At 41.3% G+C, this 19,223-nt stretch carries 20 protein-coding genes; 1 reads left to right on the plus strand and 19 read right to left on the minus strand.

Features of this window, described 5'->3' with window-relative positions:
• Nucleotides 1–258: 258 nt before the first annotated feature.
• From DFO72_RS00985 to DFO72_RS01075, 19 genes are all read right to left on the minus strand, one after another.
• Nucleotides 259–783 carry a YpoC family protein gene (locus DFO72_RS00985; protein WP_113884584.1) on the minus strand — a complete coding sequence of 175 codons (525 nt, stop codon included), beginning with the start codon at nucleotides 781–783 and terminating at the stop codon, nucleotides 259–261.
• Nucleotides 780–1,436 carry an endonuclease III gene (gene nth, locus DFO72_RS00990; protein WP_113884712.1) on the minus strand — a complete coding sequence of 219 codons (657 nt, stop codon included), beginning with the start codon at nucleotides 1,434–1,436 and terminating at the stop codon, nucleotides 780–782. The genes DFO72_RS00985 and nth overlap by 4 nt, the downstream gene beginning before the upstream one ends.
• A gap of 51 nt (nucleotides 1,437–1,487) precedes the next feature.
• The gene (locus DFO72_RS00995) at nucleotides 1,488–2,198 is read right to left on the minus strand and encodes a DnaD domain-containing protein (protein ID WP_113884583.1); all 711 of its coding nucleotides are present in this window, start codon (nucleotides 2,196–2,198) and stop codon (nucleotides 1,488–1,490) included.
• Nucleotides 2,199–2,378: 180 nt separating this feature from the next.
• On the minus strand, nucleotides 2,379–3,671 hold the full coding sequence (gene asnS / locus DFO72_RS01000; protein WP_142724942.1) for an asparagine--tRNA ligase: 1,293 nt from the start codon (nucleotides 3,669–3,671) through the stop codon (nucleotides 2,379–2,381).
• Nucleotides 3,672–3,936: 265 nt separating this feature from the next.
• Nucleotides 3,937–5,121 carry a pyridoxal phosphate-dependent aminotransferase gene (locus DFO72_RS01005; protein ID WP_166672416.1) on the minus strand — a complete coding sequence of 395 codons (1,185 nt, stop codon included), beginning with the start codon at nucleotides 5,119–5,121 and terminating at the stop codon, nucleotides 3,937–3,939.
• A gap of 57 nt (nucleotides 5,122–5,178) precedes the next feature.
• The gene (locus DFO72_RS01010) at nucleotides 5,179–5,652 is read right to left on the minus strand and encodes a DUF5590 domain-containing protein (RefSeq protein ID WP_113884580.1); all 474 of its coding nucleotides are present in this window, start codon (nucleotides 5,650–5,652) and stop codon (nucleotides 5,179–5,181) included.
• A 15-nt stretch (nucleotides 5,653–5,667) separates the two neighbouring features.
• On the minus strand, nucleotides 5,668–5,838 hold the full coding sequence (locus DFO72_RS01015) for a YpmA family protein (protein ID WP_009332715.1): 171 nt from the start codon (nucleotides 5,836–5,838) through the stop codon (nucleotides 5,668–5,670).
• A gap of 316 nt (nucleotides 5,839–6,154) precedes the next feature.
• Nucleotides 6,155–7,000: an ATP-dependent DNA helicase gene (locus tag DFO72_RS01020; RefSeq protein WP_113884579.1), complete on the minus strand. Its 846-nt coding sequence runs from the start codon at nucleotides 6,998–7,000 to the stop codon at nucleotides 6,155–6,157.
• 154 nt (nucleotides 7,001–7,154) lie between these two features.
• A complete protein-coding gene (dinG, locus tag DFO72_RS01025) occupies nucleotides 7,155–9,956 on the minus strand; it encodes an ATP-dependent DNA helicase DinG (protein ID WP_113884578.1) in 2,802 nt (933 codons plus the stop codon).
• 173 nt (nucleotides 9,957–10,129) lie between these two features.
• Nucleotides 10,130–10,513 carry an aspartate 1-decarboxylase gene (gene panD / locus DFO72_RS01030; RefSeq protein ID WP_113884577.1) on the minus strand — a complete coding sequence of 128 codons (384 nt, stop codon included), beginning with the start codon at nucleotides 10,511–10,513 and terminating at the stop codon, nucleotides 10,130–10,132.
• Between the two features lie 14 nt (nucleotides 10,514–10,527).
• Entirely contained in the window at nucleotides 10,528–11,385 is an 858-nt protein-coding gene (gene panC / locus DFO72_RS01035; RefSeq protein WP_113884576.1) for a pantoate--beta-alanine ligase, read from the minus strand.
• Nucleotides 11,382–12,218 carry a 3-methyl-2-oxobutanoate hydroxymethyltransferase gene (gene panB, locus DFO72_RS01040; protein WP_113884575.1) on the minus strand — a complete coding sequence of 279 codons (837 nt, stop codon included), beginning with the start codon at nucleotides 12,216–12,218 and terminating at the stop codon, nucleotides 11,382–11,384. Before panB ends, panC begins: the two co-directional genes overlap by 4 nt.
• 271 nt (nucleotides 12,219–12,489) lie before the next feature.
• Nucleotides 12,490–13,473 carry a biotin--[acetyl-CoA-carboxylase] ligase gene (locus DFO72_RS01045; protein ID WP_113884574.1) on the minus strand — a complete coding sequence of 328 codons (984 nt, stop codon included), beginning with the start codon at nucleotides 13,471–13,473 and terminating at the stop codon, nucleotides 12,490–12,492.
• Nucleotides 13,446–14,654, minus strand: coding sequence for a CCA tRNA nucleotidyltransferase (locus tag DFO72_RS01050; protein ID WP_113884573.1), 1,209 nt, complete (start codon nucleotides 14,652–14,654; stop codon nucleotides 13,446–13,448). The genes DFO72_RS01045 and DFO72_RS01050 overlap by 28 nt, the downstream gene beginning before the upstream one ends.
• Nucleotides 14,651–15,796, minus strand: a complete 1,146-nt coding sequence (gene bshA, locus DFO72_RS01055) for an N-acetyl-alpha-D-glucosaminyl L-malate synthase BshA (protein WP_113884572.1) — start codon at nucleotides 15,794–15,796, stop codon at nucleotides 14,651–14,653. Before bshA ends, DFO72_RS01050 begins: the two co-directional genes overlap by 4 nt.
• Entirely contained in the window at nucleotides 15,793–16,509 is a 717-nt protein-coding gene (gene bshB1, locus DFO72_RS01060) for a bacillithiol biosynthesis deacetylase BshB1 (protein WP_113884571.1), read from the minus strand. Before bshB1 ends, bshA begins: the two co-directional genes overlap by 4 nt.
• Nucleotides 16,490–16,918, minus strand: coding sequence for a methylglyoxal synthase (mgsA, locus tag DFO72_RS01065; RefSeq protein WP_113884570.1), 429 nt, complete (start codon nucleotides 16,916–16,918; stop codon nucleotides 16,490–16,492). Before mgsA ends, bshB1 begins: the two co-directional genes overlap by 20 nt.
• Before the next feature lie 14 nt (nucleotides 16,919–16,932).
• Nucleotides 16,933–17,736, minus strand: coding sequence for a 4-hydroxy-tetrahydrodipicolinate reductase (dapB, locus tag DFO72_RS01070; RefSeq protein WP_113884569.1), 804 nt, complete (start codon nucleotides 17,734–17,736; stop codon nucleotides 16,933–16,935).
• A gap of 14 nt (nucleotides 17,737–17,750) precedes the next feature.
• The gene (locus tag DFO72_RS01075) at nucleotides 17,751–18,083 is read right to left on the minus strand and encodes a nucleotide pyrophosphohydrolase (RefSeq protein ID WP_113884568.1); all 333 of its coding nucleotides are present in this window, start codon (nucleotides 18,081–18,083) and stop codon (nucleotides 17,751–17,753) included.
• A 219-nt stretch (nucleotides 18,084–18,302) separates the two neighbouring features.
• Between DFO72_RS01075 and DFO72_RS01080 the strand changes: the two genes are divergently transcribed.
• A complete protein-coding gene (locus DFO72_RS01080; protein WP_113884567.1) occupies nucleotides 18,303–19,175 on the plus strand; it encodes a YitT family protein in 873 nt (290 codons plus the stop codon).
• Nucleotides 19,176–19,223: the final 48 nt, after the last annotated feature.

A 19,223-nucleotide genomic window follows, 5' to 3' on the forward strand; every position in this document is an offset into this window, starting at 1 on the left:
TCAGCTCTTTTTTGTCTTTGTCCTGCGTGAGCTTTTACGGAATCAGCGGTACTAGTTCATTTGTGTCGGGTTATTCGTGATTGCAGGCATACTTTCTCCTTTTACGCTTGGATTCTTTGGAGTTGTGCGCGATCCTTTTGGGTTTGCGCTGGACTTTGGATGCGCGGGTCTCGGTCTTTTGCGCGGGACTTGTAGTACGTGCGGCCCTATTGAGTCCGATGAACTTTTTCTCTAGCCATAGAAAAAAGCGCCTATCATTTAAAGGCGCTTTCTCTTCATTTTTTCCAATGCAAGCAGCTTCCTATATTGTTTTTCCATTTCAGCCATTAGTTCAGATAGCTGTATGTAAGAATGATAAAAAGCAGGTCGTGCAAAAATGAAATTAAGCCGTTCTTTAAGATTCACTGGCTTAACCGGCAATTCTCCAGGATTTGACTGAAGGTTTACCGGCTTGCTGTTTGCCCAATACAACAGCTGTAAAAATACTGCCAAAGATACTTTCATCGGATCTAAGGCTGCCTTCTGGTCCCGATTTGAAAAGTGGATACCCAGAAGATGTTTCTGCCCTGCCCACTCATTCATTAAGACCGGAATATATTTATCGCTGGTTTCCCAAGGCCTTACAGCATGAATCCCCGCATAAAAAGCCGCTTCATATAAAAATGGCGGGAGAGGCTGATAAGCGGAAAGGGATCCTTCTTTTACAGCCAATGAATCATTCATTTTGTAAAACAGGGAATGGCATAATTGTTCTGAAACAGGTATGGCTATCTCCCCGGTCATTTTGCTTGCTTCACCTTCATTCGTTTTTTGCCTTCACGGCATAAATCCAGCAGAGGGCAAACCTCACATTGAGGATTCTGTGCCTTACAGTGATATCTTCCAAAAAAGATCATACGATGATGGGTAATTGACCATTCATCCATCGGCACTTTCTTCATTAATGTCTTTTCAACTTCCAGTACAGAGTCCTTCCAGCGGCAGAAGCCAAGCCTTTTGCTTACTCGTTCAACATGAGTATCGACTGCAATAGCAGGCACTCCGTAAGCCACTGAGACAACGACATTGGCAGTTTTGCGTCCTACCCCAGGAAGCTTTGTCAGCTCATCTCTGTCGCGCGGCACTACACCCTCATATTCATCCAGAAGCAATCTGCACAGATTTTGGATATTTTTAGCTTTGTTGCGAAAAAGACCAATTGAGCGGATATCCTCCTGCAGTTCCTCAAGGGAAACATCGAGGTAATCCTGGGGTGTTTTATACTTCTGGAACAGGTTTTTTGTCACTTTGTTTACCAGTGCATCAGTACATTGTGCCGATAGTGCTACAGCTACGACTAATTCAAATGGATTGGAATGATTTAATTCACAATGTGCTTCCGGGAACATCTCCCCCATTGCATCAAGGCAGTATCTTATTTGTGTTTTATTTAACAAAGAAATCACCAACTTACTGTCTTCTATATTTTAAGTGCTGTTTTAGCCTTCTTATTGTTCAAGCCAATTATAAAAGGGAACAGATTTCGTCGTCTGTGACGGAGTGTCTTCCCTTTTTGTCCTTTGCTGTGCCTGGTTCTGCCTGAATTTTTTTCCATAGCTTTTAGCCTGTTCAATCGTCTTTATGCCATTCTTTTTCCATTCAAAAAGAATCCTGTCTATATATCTGAAATTCAGTTTGCCGGACAGGACAGATTCTCTTAATGCGGCTTTTATAATATGGGGATCATGGTGATCATCATCCATCCAGAGCGCAAGTGTTTCGCATTCAAAAGGTGAAAGCGGCCTGCCAAATTCCCTTTCAAAGCAAGTATAAAGATCTGTTTCCTCCTGCTGTATCTTAATAGCTTCCTCTTTCTTGCCGCTGAGCAGAAACTGGTCAATAAGCTTCTCCCAAAGCGGATCAAGATGGTATTTTTCATATCTAATGCCATCAGCAGAGTAGCTATCTTTAATATCAAAAAATCCTTTTTGGATTAGTTTTCTTAGCATATCCGTACATTCAGCCACAGAAATGGTCATGCGGGAAGATAATTCTACAGGGGTGGGAAATTCATTCCCATTTTCAATATAGGAAATTACATGAAGAATTAAGACGAGTTCATGCTCATTCAAATTCATTTCTTTATATTGTGAAAGCAGGACTCCAGGTATTGAAATATTTCCTTCCTGAAGCCATTTTAATAAACTATTTTTAGACATTCGGGACACCTCCTTCTCAGTATATCATGAACATAGTGGCCAAAGTGAGATGAATAACCGGTAACTTTTCCATAAAGATTCAGCTTGACTGCTCTCCTCTGGAAGATGTTGCGGAGATCGGAAGAAGCAAAAAATCCGCGGAAGGCGGATTTTTGCTTTATCTATCAATTCTTTTTTAAATTATGGATATAGACGGTTTAATAAACGAGGAAACGGAATTGTTTTACGTACATGCTCGACGCCGCTTATCCAGGCAACTGTTCTTTCAAGCCCAAGACCAAATCCGGAATGCGGTACTGACCCATATTGGCGAAGCTCCAGGTACCATTTGTAAGCATCCATATCTAACTTATGTTCATCAAGGCGCTGCTTGAGAAGGTCAAAGTCGTGAATACGCTCAGAGCCTCCGATGATCTCTCCATATCCTTCAGGTGCAATCAAGTCGGCACATAATACAACGTCTTCTCTTGATGGATCAGGCTGCATATAGAATGGCTTCAGTGAAGTTGGATAGTGTGTGATAAAGACTGGCTTATCATAGCTTTCTGCAATTGCTGTCTCATGCGGTGCACCAAAGTCGTCTCCCCACTGGATATCATCAAAGCCTTTTTCCTGAAGAAACTTAATTGCTTCATCATACGTGATGCGCGGGAATGGTGCTGTGATTTTTTCAAGCTTCTCCGTATCACGGCCAAGTGTTTTAAGTTCAATTGGACAGTTCTTAAGAACAGATTGTACAATATGAGCGACATATTCTTCCTGTACTTTTAAGTTTTCATCGAACTCACAGAAAGCCATTTCAGGTTCAATCATCCAAAATTCGATTAAATGACGGCGAGTTTTGGATTTTTCAGCACGGAAGGTCGGCCCGAATGAAAATACTTTTCCAAGTGCCATAGCAGCTGCTTCCATATAAAGCTGGCCGCTTTGTGATAAATAAGCATCTTCATCAAAATACTTTGTCGCAAAAAGTTCCGAAGTACCTTCTGGGGCACTTCCCGTCAGAATTGGCGGGTCAACCTTGGAAAAACCTTGTTCATTGAAAAACTCATAAGTTGCCCGGATAATTTCATTTCTGATTTTCATGACTGCATGCTGCCGGCGGGAACGCAGCCATAAGTGACGATTGTCCATCAGGAATTCAGTTCCATGCTCTTTAGGTGTAATCGGATAATCAACAGCCTGATGAATAACTTCCAGGCCTGTAACCAGCATTTCAAATCCGAATGGAGAACGCTCATCCTTTTGAATCTTACCAGTAACATAAACGGAAGATTCCTGAGTAACCGATTTTGCACCCTGGAAAATCTCTTCCGGCACTTCCGCTTTCACTACAACACCTTGAATAAAACCAGTTCCATCGCGCAGCTGCAAAAATGCAATCTTTCCGCTTGAGCGCTTGTTGGCTATCCAAGCTCCAATCGTAACTTCCTGATCAACATATTTATGAACTTGAGAAATTGTTGTTTTTATCAATTTATGGTCCCTCCAAAAAAATCTAAGCACTCACTTCTTATGTATCGCTATATATTATACCTTCAAGCACATTGACAAGCAATATTAGTAATATTTTAAGCGCTCTTATATAGATAATAAATACAGAAGGAGGCCGGATATAATCCAGCGCTCCTGTTTCACAAAATACGAAAGTTCAAAATTTTGAACGTCGATAACTGAATAGTGCAAGCAGCCTACCCCCTCGAGGTGTCGGGGGTGGGCAAGGCGTTTCCGCTTTTCTTTACTTCATGTTCTTTTCTACAAAACCATGCATCCGTTCCACAGCCTTTTCTAATAATTCAAGAGAAGTTGCATATGATAAACGGATGTTATCCGGAGAGCCAAAACCAGAACCTGGAATTACTGCAACCATCGCTTCCTCAAGAAGCGCCTTCACAAATTCATCGACACTTTCAAATCCAGTCAATTCTGCTGCCTTTTTCACATTAGGAAACAGGTAAAATGCTCCTTGTGGTTTTACACAAGTAAAGCCTGGAATGCTGATTAATTTATCATAGATAACATTTAGCCGATGTTCGAATGCTTCTCTCATTTCCTCCAGTGTATCCTGTGGTCCGGCATATGCAGCGATTGAACCATATTGTGCTGTTGTTGTCGGGTTGGATGTACTATGGCTGGCAAGGTTGGTCATGGCCTTAATAATATTCTTATTACCTGCGGCATATCCAATTCTCCACCCTGTCATGGAATGAGACTTGGATACCCCATTAATGATAATGGTTTGTTCCTTAAGTTCAGGTGAAATTTCGGCAATCGAAGTATGCTTATGGCCGCCATATACCAGTTTTTCATAGATCTCATCAGAAATGATAAGGACATTATGCTTTAAACAAACCTCCCCAAGCTCCTTTAATTCGTCCGCAGAATAAAGCATGCCCGTCGGGTTGCTTGGTGAGTTAATGATCACTGCCTTGGTTTTGTCAGTTATGCTTTTAGCCAGCTGTTCTGGTGTGATCTTAAAATCATTCTCTTCTCTTCCCTCTGCATAAACAGGAATACCCTCTGCCAGTTTAACCTGTTCAGGATAGCTGACCCAATATGGAGTCGGGATAATGACTTCATCCCCTTCATTGAGCAAAACCTGGAACAGTGTATATAAGCCATGCTTTGCACCATTGGTAACGATGATTTCTGAAGCGTCATAATCAAGTCCCTGGTCTTTTTTAAACTTGTTTGCGATTTCTTTCTTTAATGCTGGAAGACCTGCTGAAGGAGTATATTTTGTATGTCCCTCATTCATTGATTTCACTGCTGCATCGATAATATGCTGCGGCGTATTAAAATCCGGCTCGCCTGCTCCCAATCCTATAACATCATGTCCCTGAGCTTTTAGCTCTTTTGCTTTTGCTGTGATTGCCAGAGTTGTTGAAGGTGTCAACGCTTTTACTCTTTGTGCCAGTTGAATCTCCATTTGCTTGCTTCCTCCCGATTTTCCCGCACTAAGGCGCTGTAATGCCTCAGGCTATAGATTCTCAATTTTTTTTAGCCATTCTCCTGTTTTAAAATCTATATAATAATAATTTATTAAATCACTGCCGGAACGGTAATGAATTTCCCATAATGGAATATTTTTTTCCATTCCAAGCCGCACAGACATGATTTCAGCAGCATTTTTCTCCTGCTTAAGTCTGGAAATGGCTTCATTTCTGGTAATTCCATCAGATTGGTTCAGTGTAACGATTTTCCCTTTCTTTTCTGGAACCCACACATATATGCCTGTCCCCTCTTGATCTTTACCCTCGATAACATAGTAGGTCTCAGTGCCATGATATAAATAGAAATCTTCAGTTTCAGCAAGATCTGTTTCCTTTTTCGCAAGCTCTACAGCCTTTGATTCTGCCGCTCTAACGGGCTTCATGCTGTTGAAATAAATTAAAGAGCCTGCTCCAATGCATATGACAAGCAGAATAATGATACCCCATATTGCTTTTTTCATGTCTCACTCACTCTTTTATGTACGATAAATTGTAAAAATCGCTTTATTTTGGTCTTCCTGATCAAGCGCCAAACCGAACATCAAATCTTTTTCTTTTAAAGTTCTGTTCAGTGCATCAACAATTTTATACAGATCCGGGCTTTGCTGGATCTTCACGGTAGATAAAACCTCAATTTTGCTTTCCATTCTGGAATTCCTCCTCAGCCTCTACAATATTTGTTACTTATATACCCGACCGTTAAGGTTAAACTAATTTTACAAAGAAATAAATCACAGTAACAGTATAACAGCAGAATTGATTAACTGGTATTAAAACAACTACAAATTTTCTTCTGGTCCAACACGTCAAGCTGCGCCGCAAGCGCAGCTTTTTTCATTAGGCATTTAAATTTTGAATATTTATTTGCCTATTATTTGGCCCATTGAAAGTGATAAACTTCCCCTCAAATATTAATTACTTTCACAAAATATTTCCCTTTGAAATTATGGTGAAGGTGTATGTTTATTTGAACTCCTCGCCCTGGAAAATTGTGAATAATTCATAGTTAATGTCTGTAAATTTAATGGTAACGGTTCCGTGCTTTCTTGTATAATATACATCAACCCAGGCATCATTTAACAGCCCGAACAGATTCGAATCATGTTTTATGGATGGTTTATAAAAAAGAATGGCGATCTGAGGATCCAAATGTTTGATCATCTCTTCGGATATGGAATCGTGCCTGCCAAACGCAGGAAGCTTTACAATATTAACATTGGATAACTTTTTTTCCATGAGAAAATCTTTAGATTTTGGACTTGTCGAGTTCATAAATAATACTCGATGCCTTGCAAATGTAAAGGAAATATCCATTCCTTCCCCCGATTCTTTACCTGCGTAAAGAACTTCTGCAAGCAACCCCGGAAAAAGCTGCTGCTTAAAATCTTGGTTCCAGGCATGCAGATTAAGATCGATTCCGTTCTCACCCTTCAACTCAGAAACTGCAGAATCATTCGCTATAATTTCTTTAACCCCAAAATCTTCTATCAGCCATTTAAGACTGGCCATGTTATATAATTCCTCATCTGTCAGGATAATTGCTGAAATCCGGTTAACGCCATATAATTCAAGAAGCTTCTTTAACTCTTCCTCTGTTCCTGGTCCGCCGGTGTTAATAAGGACTTTTTCGTCATTTCCATGATGAATCAAGGAAGCCTCGCCATCAGATAAGGAAAAAAACGTAAAAGCCAGCTCATCACTTTTTAGTTTTAGGTCAATGCTTTCCACTTTGACAGGAACAGCTGGTGAATCCTTAGGTATGTAATACCAATTTGTGAACAGTAGCATAAAGGCGAACAGCACGTTCATCTTCCCATTCCTCCTACATATGAACAAAAGCAGACTGAGGATTTATAATAAAAAACCCAACAAATTTATAATGCGTTAATCATCTAAATTTATCCTATAAAAACCAGATGCCTTGTTCATCATAGAAGGATTCCGGTGTAAATCCCCGGATTTTTTACAGCCAAGTATAAATTAATTCGACAATTTCATCAATATTACTTTTCTGGACAGGAATAGGCGGAATGGAATCCAGAAATGCCTTTCCATACCTTGCGGTGATAATTCTCCGGTCAAATATTACGATGACTCCTCTATCCGAACTTGTTCTGATTAATCTCCCGACACCTTGCTTAAAGCGGATAACTGCTTCGGGCAATGAATACTCGGAAAACGGGTTTTTCCCTTCATTTGCAATTTGCTCATTTTTCGCCTGTGCCATCGGTTCATCTGGCGGTGAAAATGGCAGCCTGACAATTACAAGACAGGAAAGATCCTCACCTGGTATATCCACACCTTCCCAAAAGCTGCTTGTCCCTAAAAGAATGGCTTTATCAAATCGCTGAAAATTCCTCGTAAGTCTTGATCGGCTTCCACTTGTAACGCCCTGGGCAATGAGAGCATAGTCCTCCAGGAACCCTGACTCCTTTATAAGCTCATAGGTCCTTCTTAACATTTCATGCGAAGTAAAAAGAATCAGCATTCTTCCTTTCGCTGCTTCCGCAATTGAAATTATATGCTCGGTAATAGATGCCACATACTCCTCGAGCGGTACTGCATTAACTTCAGGCAAATCATCAGAAACCACGAGCTTAACCTGCCTCTTATAATCAAAAGGAGATTGAATTTGCTTCAAAGTGCATTGCTGTTCCTCAAGGCCTAGTTCCTTTAGGATAAAACTGAAAGAATTTTTTACAGATAAAGTGGCAGATGTAATGACCGCACTTTCCTTTTGGCTGAAGAATTGTTCATTAAGATATTCAGAAACTGATACAGGCTGTGCATAAACAGTTGTGGCATTTTGTGCAGAGCGCGTATCCATTTCAATCCAGACAACGAATTCCCGGGATGGCAAGTGAAAGATATGGTTTACATCCTCACACATTCCCCTCAAATCATCCAGAATGGAAGCCACTTCCTCCATTAATGCCTTCTCGTCAAGCGATAGAGCTGATTTAATATTTGAAACTGCGTCTATACGGCTGTCCAGGCCCTGAATCAATTCCTTAAGCATGAATCCAAAACGTTCGGCACTCGCTAATACAGCATTCGTTTCCTTGTTGGCAGCAATCTTATTAAATCGGACCGTAATTCGATTTACGCTTTTTTTTGCTTTTGTATATTTCTTAGCATAAATCGCTATAACCCTAAACAACTCATCCATTTCATGAATAATGTCAGCTATTATTTGGTTGATTTCAAAAGAATGCATGAAATCCTCCGGAGTCGCTGCTTTCTCTTCCACCAGCTTTTCAAGCTTATAATATAGCTGCTTCTGCTCAAATAATCCGATTTGCCCAAGCATCAGCCGCACTGATAGATAATCAAGCTTATTGCCAAAATGTTTCCCGGAGGCCTTAACAAAATGATGTCCCTCATCGATAACCACGTGGCTGAATTCAGGCAAAATAACATTATCAGCTGTTAGATCCGTTAAAAGCAGGGAGTGATTCGTAATAATGATATCTGCCTTTTGAGCAGCCTTTCTTGCCCTCAGATAAAAATCTCTGGAAATCCAGGACTTATCCTGCAAAAAAGCTGTTTCATCATTCTTTATCCTGCTCCAGTAAATCATTCCGCCGCTTGATAGGTTCAACTCATCAATATCACCAGTGTCAGTCTCCAGCAGCCAGACAAGAATCTGCATTTTACTGAGGGTTGTATCATAATTATCTTCATCATCGCTTAACGTTTGAACGAACTTCGCAAGGCTGATATAGTGGCTTCTTCCCTTCAGCAATACAGCTTTAAGCGGGAATGGAAGCATTTTTTGAAGAAGAGGAACATCCTTCCTGAGCAGCTGCTCCTGAAGCTGTGTTGTATATGTACTGATAATGACAGTTCTTCCTCTTTCCTTTGCATAAACAGCTGATGGAACAAGATATGCCAAGGACTTCCCAACACCCGTGCCTGCCTCTATTAATGCATGCTGTTTATTTTTGAACGCTCCATAAACCGAATCCATCATGATAAACTGGCCTTCCCTTTTTTCATAAGAAGGGAAGGCTTTAATGAACATTTCCTGCTTTTCCTCTTCACGGAAAGGAAAGCCCTGAAATTCGGCCCCTTCAAATTCCCGTGGTTTCATTTCTTTTTTCAGGGCAATCCCTCTATGTACTTCAATACCATCAGCTAGCAAACCAATTTTACTTTCATTAACCGCAATAAGCTCGTCCAATAATAAATCAAGATCACTCTTTAAGCCTCCAGACAGCTTATGCAACAGCTCAATGGTGTTATGGGGCAGGTTTTTAAGCTTGTTTAATAATATTAACAGGAGCTCAGCGGTCACATACGCATCACTGTCTGCCTGATGGGGACGTTCATGATTAAGTCCTTCACGGAGTGCAAGATCAGATAATTTGAAGCTATCTGCAGTCGGAAAAAGAATACGGGCCATCTCAACTGTATCAAGAACAGGACCGTAAAACCCGTTATATCCTGCCTCAATCAATTCTTCCTGTAAAAAAGATAAATCAAATAAAACATTATGAGCCACAAAATAAGCACCCTCAAGCAAAGTCAAGACTTTAGGGGCAATTTCCGAAAAGAGCGGGGCATTCTCGACCATTTCATCTGACAATCCTGTCAGTTCTTCTATGAAAGGGGGGATGGATTGCTCCGGGTTTACAAGGGAGGAGTATTCCTCTGTGATTTTTCCGTTTTCAATCACCACAGCAGCAAACTGTATCATTTTATCGCCTTTTTTCGGGGCGTTCCCGGTTGTTTCCAAATCCACTACAACATATTTATTACCCATGGCTAACACCTCTATATTCAGTCATTCAAACGGTATCATAAAAACGGAAAAAGAAAAAGGCAAATAGCTTTTCCCCTTATTATTTTTCTTCCACTTGAACCATGCCGTTATTCAGGCTGTTTATAAAAAAGAGCCGAATCTCCAAAGGAGTTCAGCACTTTATAAAACTCTATTTATAATACTGTACTTTCCGGCTCTGCATGTATCATGTCAGCGATCCGATTGCTGCTGTCCATTATCGCTACCTTTGGTTCATGATAAGGCACCTTTTCATCAGGAACGAGAGCATATGAAATGATAATGACAATATCCCCTTCCTGTACAAGGCGTGCAGCTGCACCATTAACGCAGATAACGCCGCTCCCTCTTTCACCGGGTATAATATAGGTTTCAAATCTTGCCCCATTGTTATTATTAACGATTTGCACTTTCTCATTGGGAGCCATTCCTACTGCTTCAATAATGTCTGTATCGATAGTGATGCTGCCAACATAATTAAGATTGGCTTCTGTTACTGTTGCACGATGGATCTTACCATTCATCATGGTGCGGAACATGCTGCCTTCCTCCCTTAGCTTTCTTTTTTTACGGATATTATAGCGTTATCTATTAAACGGGCCTTTGAGAATTTAACGGCCATTGCGATGATGATTTTACCTTCCAGGCGGGAAATCTGTTTAAGATTGGGATAAGATAGAATTTCAATATAATCTATTTCTCCGCTTGTATTTTTTTTAATGAATTCCTTCATGCGGGCTAGAATCTTCTGAGGATCCTGTTCCCCTTCATCTATAGCGGACTCCGCCATCTTGAGACTTTGATGGAGAGCTGTTGCCTGGTCGCGTTCTGCAGGAAGAAGGTGCACGTTCCTTGAGCTCTTAGCCAGACCATCTTCTTCCCTGACCGTCTGAACAGGAACAATTTCCACTGGAATATTGAAATCTCTTACTAGCCCATCAACAACGGCCACCTGCTGAGCATCCTTCATCCCAAAATATACTTTATCAGGCTGTACAATGTTAAAAAGTTTTATAAGGACCGTTGCAACACCATCGAAATGTCCCGGTCTGGATTTTCCGCATAACACATCCGTACGGTCCTGCACTTTGGCTGTTACAGACGGAGTTACAGGATACATTTCGTCTGCTGAAGGAAAGAAGATGTAGTCATTCCCCTCTTTCTCTGCAAGGCTGCTGTCACGCTCGAAATCCCTGGGATATGTCGCTAAATCTTCTTTAGGACCGAATTGAAGCGGATTGACAAAGATGCTTACCACTGTCACATCATTTTCTTTTCTGGCGGCACTTAATAAGGAGAGATGGCCTTCGTGCAAATAACCCATAGTCGGGACGAAGCCGATTGTCTTTCCTTCCCTCTTAAGCTGTATAGCAATACTTTGCATTTCTCTTATATCAGTAATTGTTCTCATGCTTTTCCTCCATACAAGCTCTGCAGCTCTTCCTCTTTCATCTTGAAAGAATGGGAATCATCAGGAAACGATCCGTTCTTCACTTCTGCAGAATAAGCAGCAAGACTATCGCCGATAATAGGGTTCAGGTTTTCATACTGTTTCACAAACTTGGGAACACGCTCTACACCGTATCCCAATACATCATGGTAAACAAGAACCTGTCCATCTGTATCCTTGCCGGCACCGATCCCAATGACAGGAATCGTCAATTCCTCAGTGATCTGCTTTGCCAGCTGTTTTGGAACACACTCAAGGACAAGAGCGAAAGCTCCAGCCCTCTCACAATCCCTGGCATCATCAATCAGCTTTCTGGCTGCTTCAGCGTTTTTCCCCTGAACTTTATATCCGCCCAGGACCCCCACAGATTGTGGTGTCAGGCCCAGGTGGGCAACAACAGGAATGCCTGCTTTTGTTAACGCTCCAATTTGTTGTGCGACTTCATCACCGCCTTCAAGCTTAACAGCATGTGCCCCTGTTTCCTGAATGAGCCTTGCTCCATTTATAAGTGTATCTTTTGCGGACAAGTGATAGCTCATAAACGGCATATCAATCACAATGAATGTATTTTTTGCTCCTCGTTTAACAGCTTTTCCATGATGAATCATGTCCTCCATTGTAACTGGAACAGTTGAATCATAGCCCAGCACTACCATCCCAAGTGAGTCCCCCACAAGAATCATGTCCACATTGGCCATTTCAGCCTGTTTGGCAGCAGGGAAATCATAAGCTGTCAGCATTACAATTTTCTCTTCACTTTCCTTCATTTTTAGAAAATCAGTTGTTTGCTTCATCATTCGTCCTCCTTATGCAGGAAGAGGCAATAAAACTTCCAAATGAGTTAAAAAACAGAACATCAAAAAAATCCTTCTGAAGGCAGAAGGATTTTGCAATAGCTCATATATCAGTTCATCCCTCTGTCCCGGTCCATTTTTTTGGATCTAGGCAGATATCTATTTATTTTATGGTTCTTTCAAAAAAGGTGCAGTTCTTTTAAGGATACTGCCCATAAAAAGTATATCAAAAAGGCGAAAGAATTGGCTATAAAAATTTTAGGCGGGCAATTTAGACATCCAGCTCAATATCCGCAGAATAGACGTGATGGACCTTTCCGCTGCTGTCTTCAATCATCAGGACTCCATCTTCTGTAATTCCAAGAGCCTTGCCATATATACTGCCGGTAATAGTTCTTGCAGTAAGGTTTTTACCAATGCTGACAGCATAACTTTCCCAAAGAAGCTTAATCGGATAGAAGCCTTTATCTAAATATAGTTTATAAAGGTTTTCCAGTTTGCCCAGCAATACTCTAATCAGCTCCGCTCTTGAAAGCTTTTCGCCTTTTTCAATGGATATAGAAGTGGCAATGTCTTTAAGTTCATCTGGGTAATCATCAAGCTCCTGGTTAACATTGATTCCGATGCCGATGATTATTGAAATAATGCGGTCTGCATCAGCCTGCAGTTCAGTCAGGATTCCCGTAACTTTCTTCCCATTCATTAGTATATCATTCGGCCATTTAATTTGCGGTGTTAAATCTGTCAGAACTTCAATCGCCTGTACAACAGCCACTGCTGTAATGAGCGTTAGCTGCGGTGCTTTGGGAGGTGGAATATTCGGCCTTAGGATTACACTCATCCATACGCCTGTTGATTTTGGAGAATGCCATCTCCTGTCCATTCTTCCCCTGCCTGACAGCTGTTCCTCCGCGATTACAACCGTTCCTTCCTGCGCACCTTCGTACGCAAGGCGGTGGGCAATCTTCTGTGTTGAGTCAACACTTTCTTCATGATGAATTTGACGGCCAAGTGTTTCAGTCTGCAGACCCAGCCTGATTTCATCAGGAGTAACCTTTTCAGGTGTTTTCGTAATCCGATATCCCTTTCTTCTGACCGCTTCCAGTTCAAAACCTTCTTTCCTCAGCTCTTCAATATGCTTCCATACAGCCGTTCTTGAACAGCCAATCAGGTCGGCTAAATACTGGCCTGAAAGATATTCCCCCTTGCTTTTCGTAAAAGCATCAATCAATTTTTTCCTAATTTCTGATTGCAATTTATGAGCCACTCCCTTATGGATTCATTGCTATTATTCAATTCGCCGCCCAAGACAGCCTTCTCCGTTTTTTCAAGCTCTGCTTTGATCCAGGGGCCAGGAGGTTTGCCAAACCAATTCATCAGGTTATCTCCTGTAAGCTGAAGATCGCTTCTCTCTTTAATGGGCAGGGAATTATATTGACTCACCAGGATATCGATCCCCCTGCTTGAGTCCTCGTGCACGATTACGTTGAGGACCCGCTCGGCGTTTAATGAAATGCATCCTGCATGGTAAAGGGAATAGGCATCCCACTTGTTTTTGGCTCTATACCGAATCCATTTATTAATTGCCAATAACTTTTTTATTTTCTTTACAGGCAGTTTCCAGCTTTTAAAAAAGGCTCCCGCCTTCGACTCGTCCAAATCAAAGATGCATGCAAGAAAGGCCCACATTTCATCCACCGTCAGTTCAGCTGCATTATAATCTTCTGCCTTCATTAATTCCTTTTGGAAGCCAGACATATTTGGCAGATACTTAGACAAGCCGGTTTCCCCAATGACCTTAAGGGCTTTCATCCGGCTGGTTCCTGCTAATAGTTTTTCGAATTCTGCCAGCTTTCTTTCTACTGCAATATTTTCAAGTAAATGAGCCAAAGATGCTAAAGCATTATAAGTTTTTTTTTCAATTTCAAATGCAAGCTGACTAAAAAAACGGACTGCTCTCATCATTCGAAGTGCATCTTCAGTAAATCTTTCAGCAGGCTGTCCAACGGTGCAGATTCTTTTCTCTTCTATTGCTCCCCTGCCGTTAAAAGGATCAATAAGATGCCCTTCCTTATCCATGGCAATCGCGTTCATTGTAAAATCTCTTCTTTTCAAATCCTCTTCCAGAGATCTGATAAATTGAACTTTTGAAGGCCTCCTAAAATCCAGATATTCAGCCTCTGACCTGAATGTTGTAATTTCATAGGGTATGCCATTATGCAGAACAACCACAGTACCATGCTCGATGCCCACATCAAGTGTTCTTGGGAATATGGTTTTGACTTCCTCAGGGGCAGCGGAAGTGGCTATATCGACGTCCGCAATTTCCTTGCCAAGGATATAATCCCTGACAGAGCCTCCTACAAAATAAGCCTCATAACCTGCCGCTTCTATATTCTCGAGGACAGGAACTGCCTTTAAAAAAGCTTCATTCATCGAAGGTCACCTTTTTCCAAAAGTTCATAATAAAACTCTTCATATTGAATGACAATCTGACTGGCACTGAATCTTCCTTTTGCGAGTGAAATGGATTGGGAAGCAAACCTTTCAAGCAGGGGCTCATCATTAAGCAGTTTAATTGCTTTTTTTGAGATATCAGTTATATCCCCCAGATTACAAATATAACCTGTCTCACCGTCGCTGATTACTTCTGGAATTCCCCCAGTATTAGTGCCGATGCATGGAACTCCGCATGCCATTGCCTCGAGAGCAACAAGTCCAAAGCTTTCCTTTTCGGATAATAAGAGCATTAAATCACTGATGCTGTATAGCTCCTCCAGATTATCCTGTTTTCCCAGAAACAAGACCTTTTCTTTAAGCTGCAGATCATTCACCAGCCTGCATATAACGGTCATTTCGGGTCCGTCTCCTACTAATAGCAGCTTTGAAGGAACTTCTTCCGTGATTTTTGCAAAAGCCATAACAACATCAGGCACCCGCTTTACACCGCGGAAATTGGAAACATGGATGATAACCTTCTCATCCGGTTTTATGCCATATTCTTCTTTAAGATACGCAGAGTCGGTTTTCTTGTATATTCTTTCATCTATAAAGTTATAAACTGCTTTTATTGATTTATCAGGTTTTATCAGGTCATAAGTTTGCGAAATGAGCGCATTGGATACCGCTGTCACGCCATCAGACTTTTCGATTCCAAAACGGATCGCATCTGTCAGGGATGGATCATACCCGAGAACTGTAATATCTGTTCCATGAAGGGTGGTAACAATCTTAATATCCGTGCCGCTCATCTGCTTAGCCAGAATCGCACAAACTGCATGCGGGATTGCATAATGCACATGAAGAAGGTCAAGTCCTTCGCGTTTTATCACTTCTGCCATTTTACTTGCGAGCGCGATATCGTAAGGAGCATATTGGAACACGGAGTATTGATTTACATCTACCTGGTGATAAAAAATATTTGGGTACATCCTTTTCAGTCTAAAAGGGAGGCTTGATGAAATAAAATGTATTTCATGGCCTTTTTCAGCCAGCATTTTACCCAGTTCTGTTGCAACAACACCTGATCCTCCCACCGTGGGATAGCAGGTGATACCTATTTTTAATTTTTTTCTCATAATTCTCCACCGAATATATCCAGATTTACCATTAAGGGTTTATTGACTTTAAAGCCCTCTGCATATTCCACCCCTGCCTGTTTCCCAAATAGGCCTTCCCTCGCTGCAACAGTTTCAATATAACCGTTGACAAGCGGAGTATCAAATGAACCAGGTTTTTTTGCAAATTGACTTTGATAAGACTGCAGTCCTTCAGCTTTTTTATCCATAAAAGATGAGATATCGATTAGGAAGTCAGGCTTATGGAAACCATTTATCATGTAAAAGTGAAGGCTTTTCACCTTATGCGGAGCAAAATTACCCCCTGTTTCATATTTCCTGATTCCGGCCGAAAAGACGGCTTCTTCCACCAGCCGGGCACAATGTCCATGGTCAGGATGCCTGTCCTCCATGTAAGGTGCAAACACAAGAACAGGCTTGTATTTACGGATCATTTCCGCAATCTTTTTTATGTATTCTTGATTATAATATAAACCCCTGTCAGGCAGACTAAGAGTCTCCCGCACACTAACCCCCAGTATATCAGCTGCTTTCAATGATTCCTCTTTACGGATTTCAACCGTCCCATTAGAAGAAAGCTCGGCCCGGGTCAAGTCGCATATTCCAATTTTTTTTCCGATAGAGGCAAATTTGGCAATTGTGCCTCCCATGCCGATTTCAACATCATCAGCATGCGCACCAAATGCCAAAATATCAAGATTTTCCAGGTTCATTTATGTCACCTTTTTCACTTACAATATTCCTCCATGATAAATCATTGCGTTCCAGGCCTTTTATAATAATTTCAGCAGTGCCCATATTAGTGGCCAATGGGACGGCATATACATCACAGAGGCGCACCAAAGCGGAAACATCAGGCTCATGAGGCTGAACAGTCAGAGGATCTCTGAAGAAAAATACAACATCCATTTTATTGTTGGCAATTAAAGCACCAATTTCCTGGTCCCCGCCAAGTGGTCCAGACTGAAAGCGATGCATGGAAAGGCCAGTTTCTTTCATGATACGTGAACCAGTCGTTCCGGTAGCGTAAAGGGTATGTTCAGCAAGAATTGATTTATAGGCGATTGCAAATCTTACAATATCATCCTTTTTCTTATCATGGGCAATTAAGGCAATATTCATGTTGGCACCCCTTTCTAATCAATAATATTTTCGAGGCCGTAGACGAGAGTATCAATTTTTAAAACTGTATCGACAGCAAGCTTTACTCCAGACATAAAGGAAGCCCTGTTAAAAGAGTCATGACGGATGGTCAATGTTTGTCCCTCCGAACCGAACATAACCTGCTGATGAGCAATCAGGCCTGGAAGCCGTACAGAGTGTATATGCATGCCATCAAAATTCGCGCCTCTTGCACCAGGAATCGTTTCCTTCTCCTGTGAGTGGCCCTGCTCTTTTTTCGCTCTTACATCAGCAATCATTTCTGCTGTTTTCACTGCAGTTCCAGATGGAGCATCCAATTTTTGGTCATGGTGCAGCTCTATAATTTCCACATCATTAAAATATCTTCCTGCTAATTGTGAGAATTTCATCATTAATACAGCACCAAGTGCAAAGTTTGGGGCAATAATGCAGCCGATTCCTTTTTCCTGGCAAAGTTCTTCAAGCTCTTTTAAATTTTCCTTCGAAAAGCCTGTTGTTCCAACGACTGGCCTTACACCATACTCCAAGGCTGTTTTTGTGTGGAACATTCCTACTTCCGGAGTGGTCAAATCGATAAGCACATCCGGTTTTAGTTCCTGAAAGCATAAGGCAAGATCTGTGTAAACCGGAATTTGGCCAAACTGTGAGAATCCTTCAAAATCACCAAGAAAGCCTCCCCCATTTTTATGGTCGATCACAGCAGCTATTTCAAAGTTTTCTGTACGATTAACAAGCTGGACGGCTTCACTTCCCATTCGTCCCCTCGGTCCCGCTATAACAATTTTAACTTTATCCATTGTCTTCTCTCCTTCTATTCTTCAATTCTTGTCCATCTGTCTTTATCTCGTGTGCTGAATTTTTTCATAACACGATCGTGCGCTTCTTCCAGGTCAATATTTAAGGAATTAGCAAAGCATATTAGAACAAAAAGCATATCTCCAAGCTCTTCTTCAATCGCCTTTTCTTCCTCAGTGGATTTTTTGGGTTTTTCACCATAGTAATGGTTCACTTCCCTGGATAGTTCTCCAAGTTCTTCAGTCATTCTTGCAAGCATGGCCAATGGACTGAAATAGCCTTCTTTAAATTGGCTTATGTATGTGTCTACTTCTGTTTGCATATCTTTCATTGATTTTGCTGTTTGCATTTATTTCACCTCTTTTTTTAATAGGTGCATCTATATACGGAGATTATCACTTTTCATGTTAAGCTAAAGATCGGCTATTTTACAAATATTTTTTATCATCGAGCCTAATTGATTCACCTGTGCCTTCCTGTCCTTGGAAAGGTCATTGCTCTTATATTCTGTATCTTATATAATTAGATACGCTTTGGTATTGTGATATTCAGGCAGTGGAGGGATAATATGCATTTTGGATTAAAGTTTAAGAATATTTTTTTCATTTTGCTTGGTGCGGCCATTTTTTCGTGGGGCCTTGTTCATTTTAATATGCAGAATAATTTGGCTGAAGGCGGATTCACCGGGATAACGCTGCTCTTATATTTCCTGTTCAAGTGGGACCCTTCTTATACAAACTTGCTGCTGAATATACCCCTTTTCTTTATAGGGTGGAAACTTCTTGGCAGGAATGTTTTTGTTTACACGATCATCGGAACTGTCGGTGTATCCATTTTCTTATGGATTTTTCAGCGGTACCAGATTGAAATGCCTTTAAAAGAGGATTTAACTCTTGCTTCTCTTTTCGCCGGAGTCTTTATCGGGATTGGCCTTGGGACCATTTTCAGGTATGGGGGCACAACAGGCGGAGTGGATATCATCGCGAGGCTTACCCATAAGTACGCAGGCGTCAGCATGGGAAAAACGATGTTCATTTTTGACTTTTTTGTTATAGCACTTTCTTTAATTACATATTTGGATTACAGGGAGGCAATGTATACTCTTGTTGCTGTTTTTGTCGGTGCCAAAGTGATTGATTTTATGCAAGAGGGCGCCTATGCAGCAAGGGGAGCGATGATCATTTCAGAACAAAACGAAGCGATCGCCGATAAAATCATGAAAGAAATGGACCGGGGTGTCACTGTGTTAAAAGGCCACGGCTCCTTCACCAAGTTAGAGCGGGAAGTGCTCTATTGTGTTGTAGGCCGTAATGAAATTGTGCGTTTAAAAAATGTCATCATAGCTGTTGATCCGCATGCATTTGTATCGGTGACAGCTGTCCATGATGTACTGGGGGAAGGCTTTACTTTAGATGAAAATAAAAAGCCGGTTGAACGCTAAAGAATAGATCCAGGAGGTGTCATAAAAGACATCTCTTTTTTTCAGCAA

It is taken from the genome of Cytobacillus oceanisediminis (genome assembly GCF_004366035.1).
Classification (GTDB): Bacteria; Bacillota; Bacilli; order Bacillales; family Cytobacillaceae; genus Cytobacillus; species Cytobacillus oceanisediminis_C.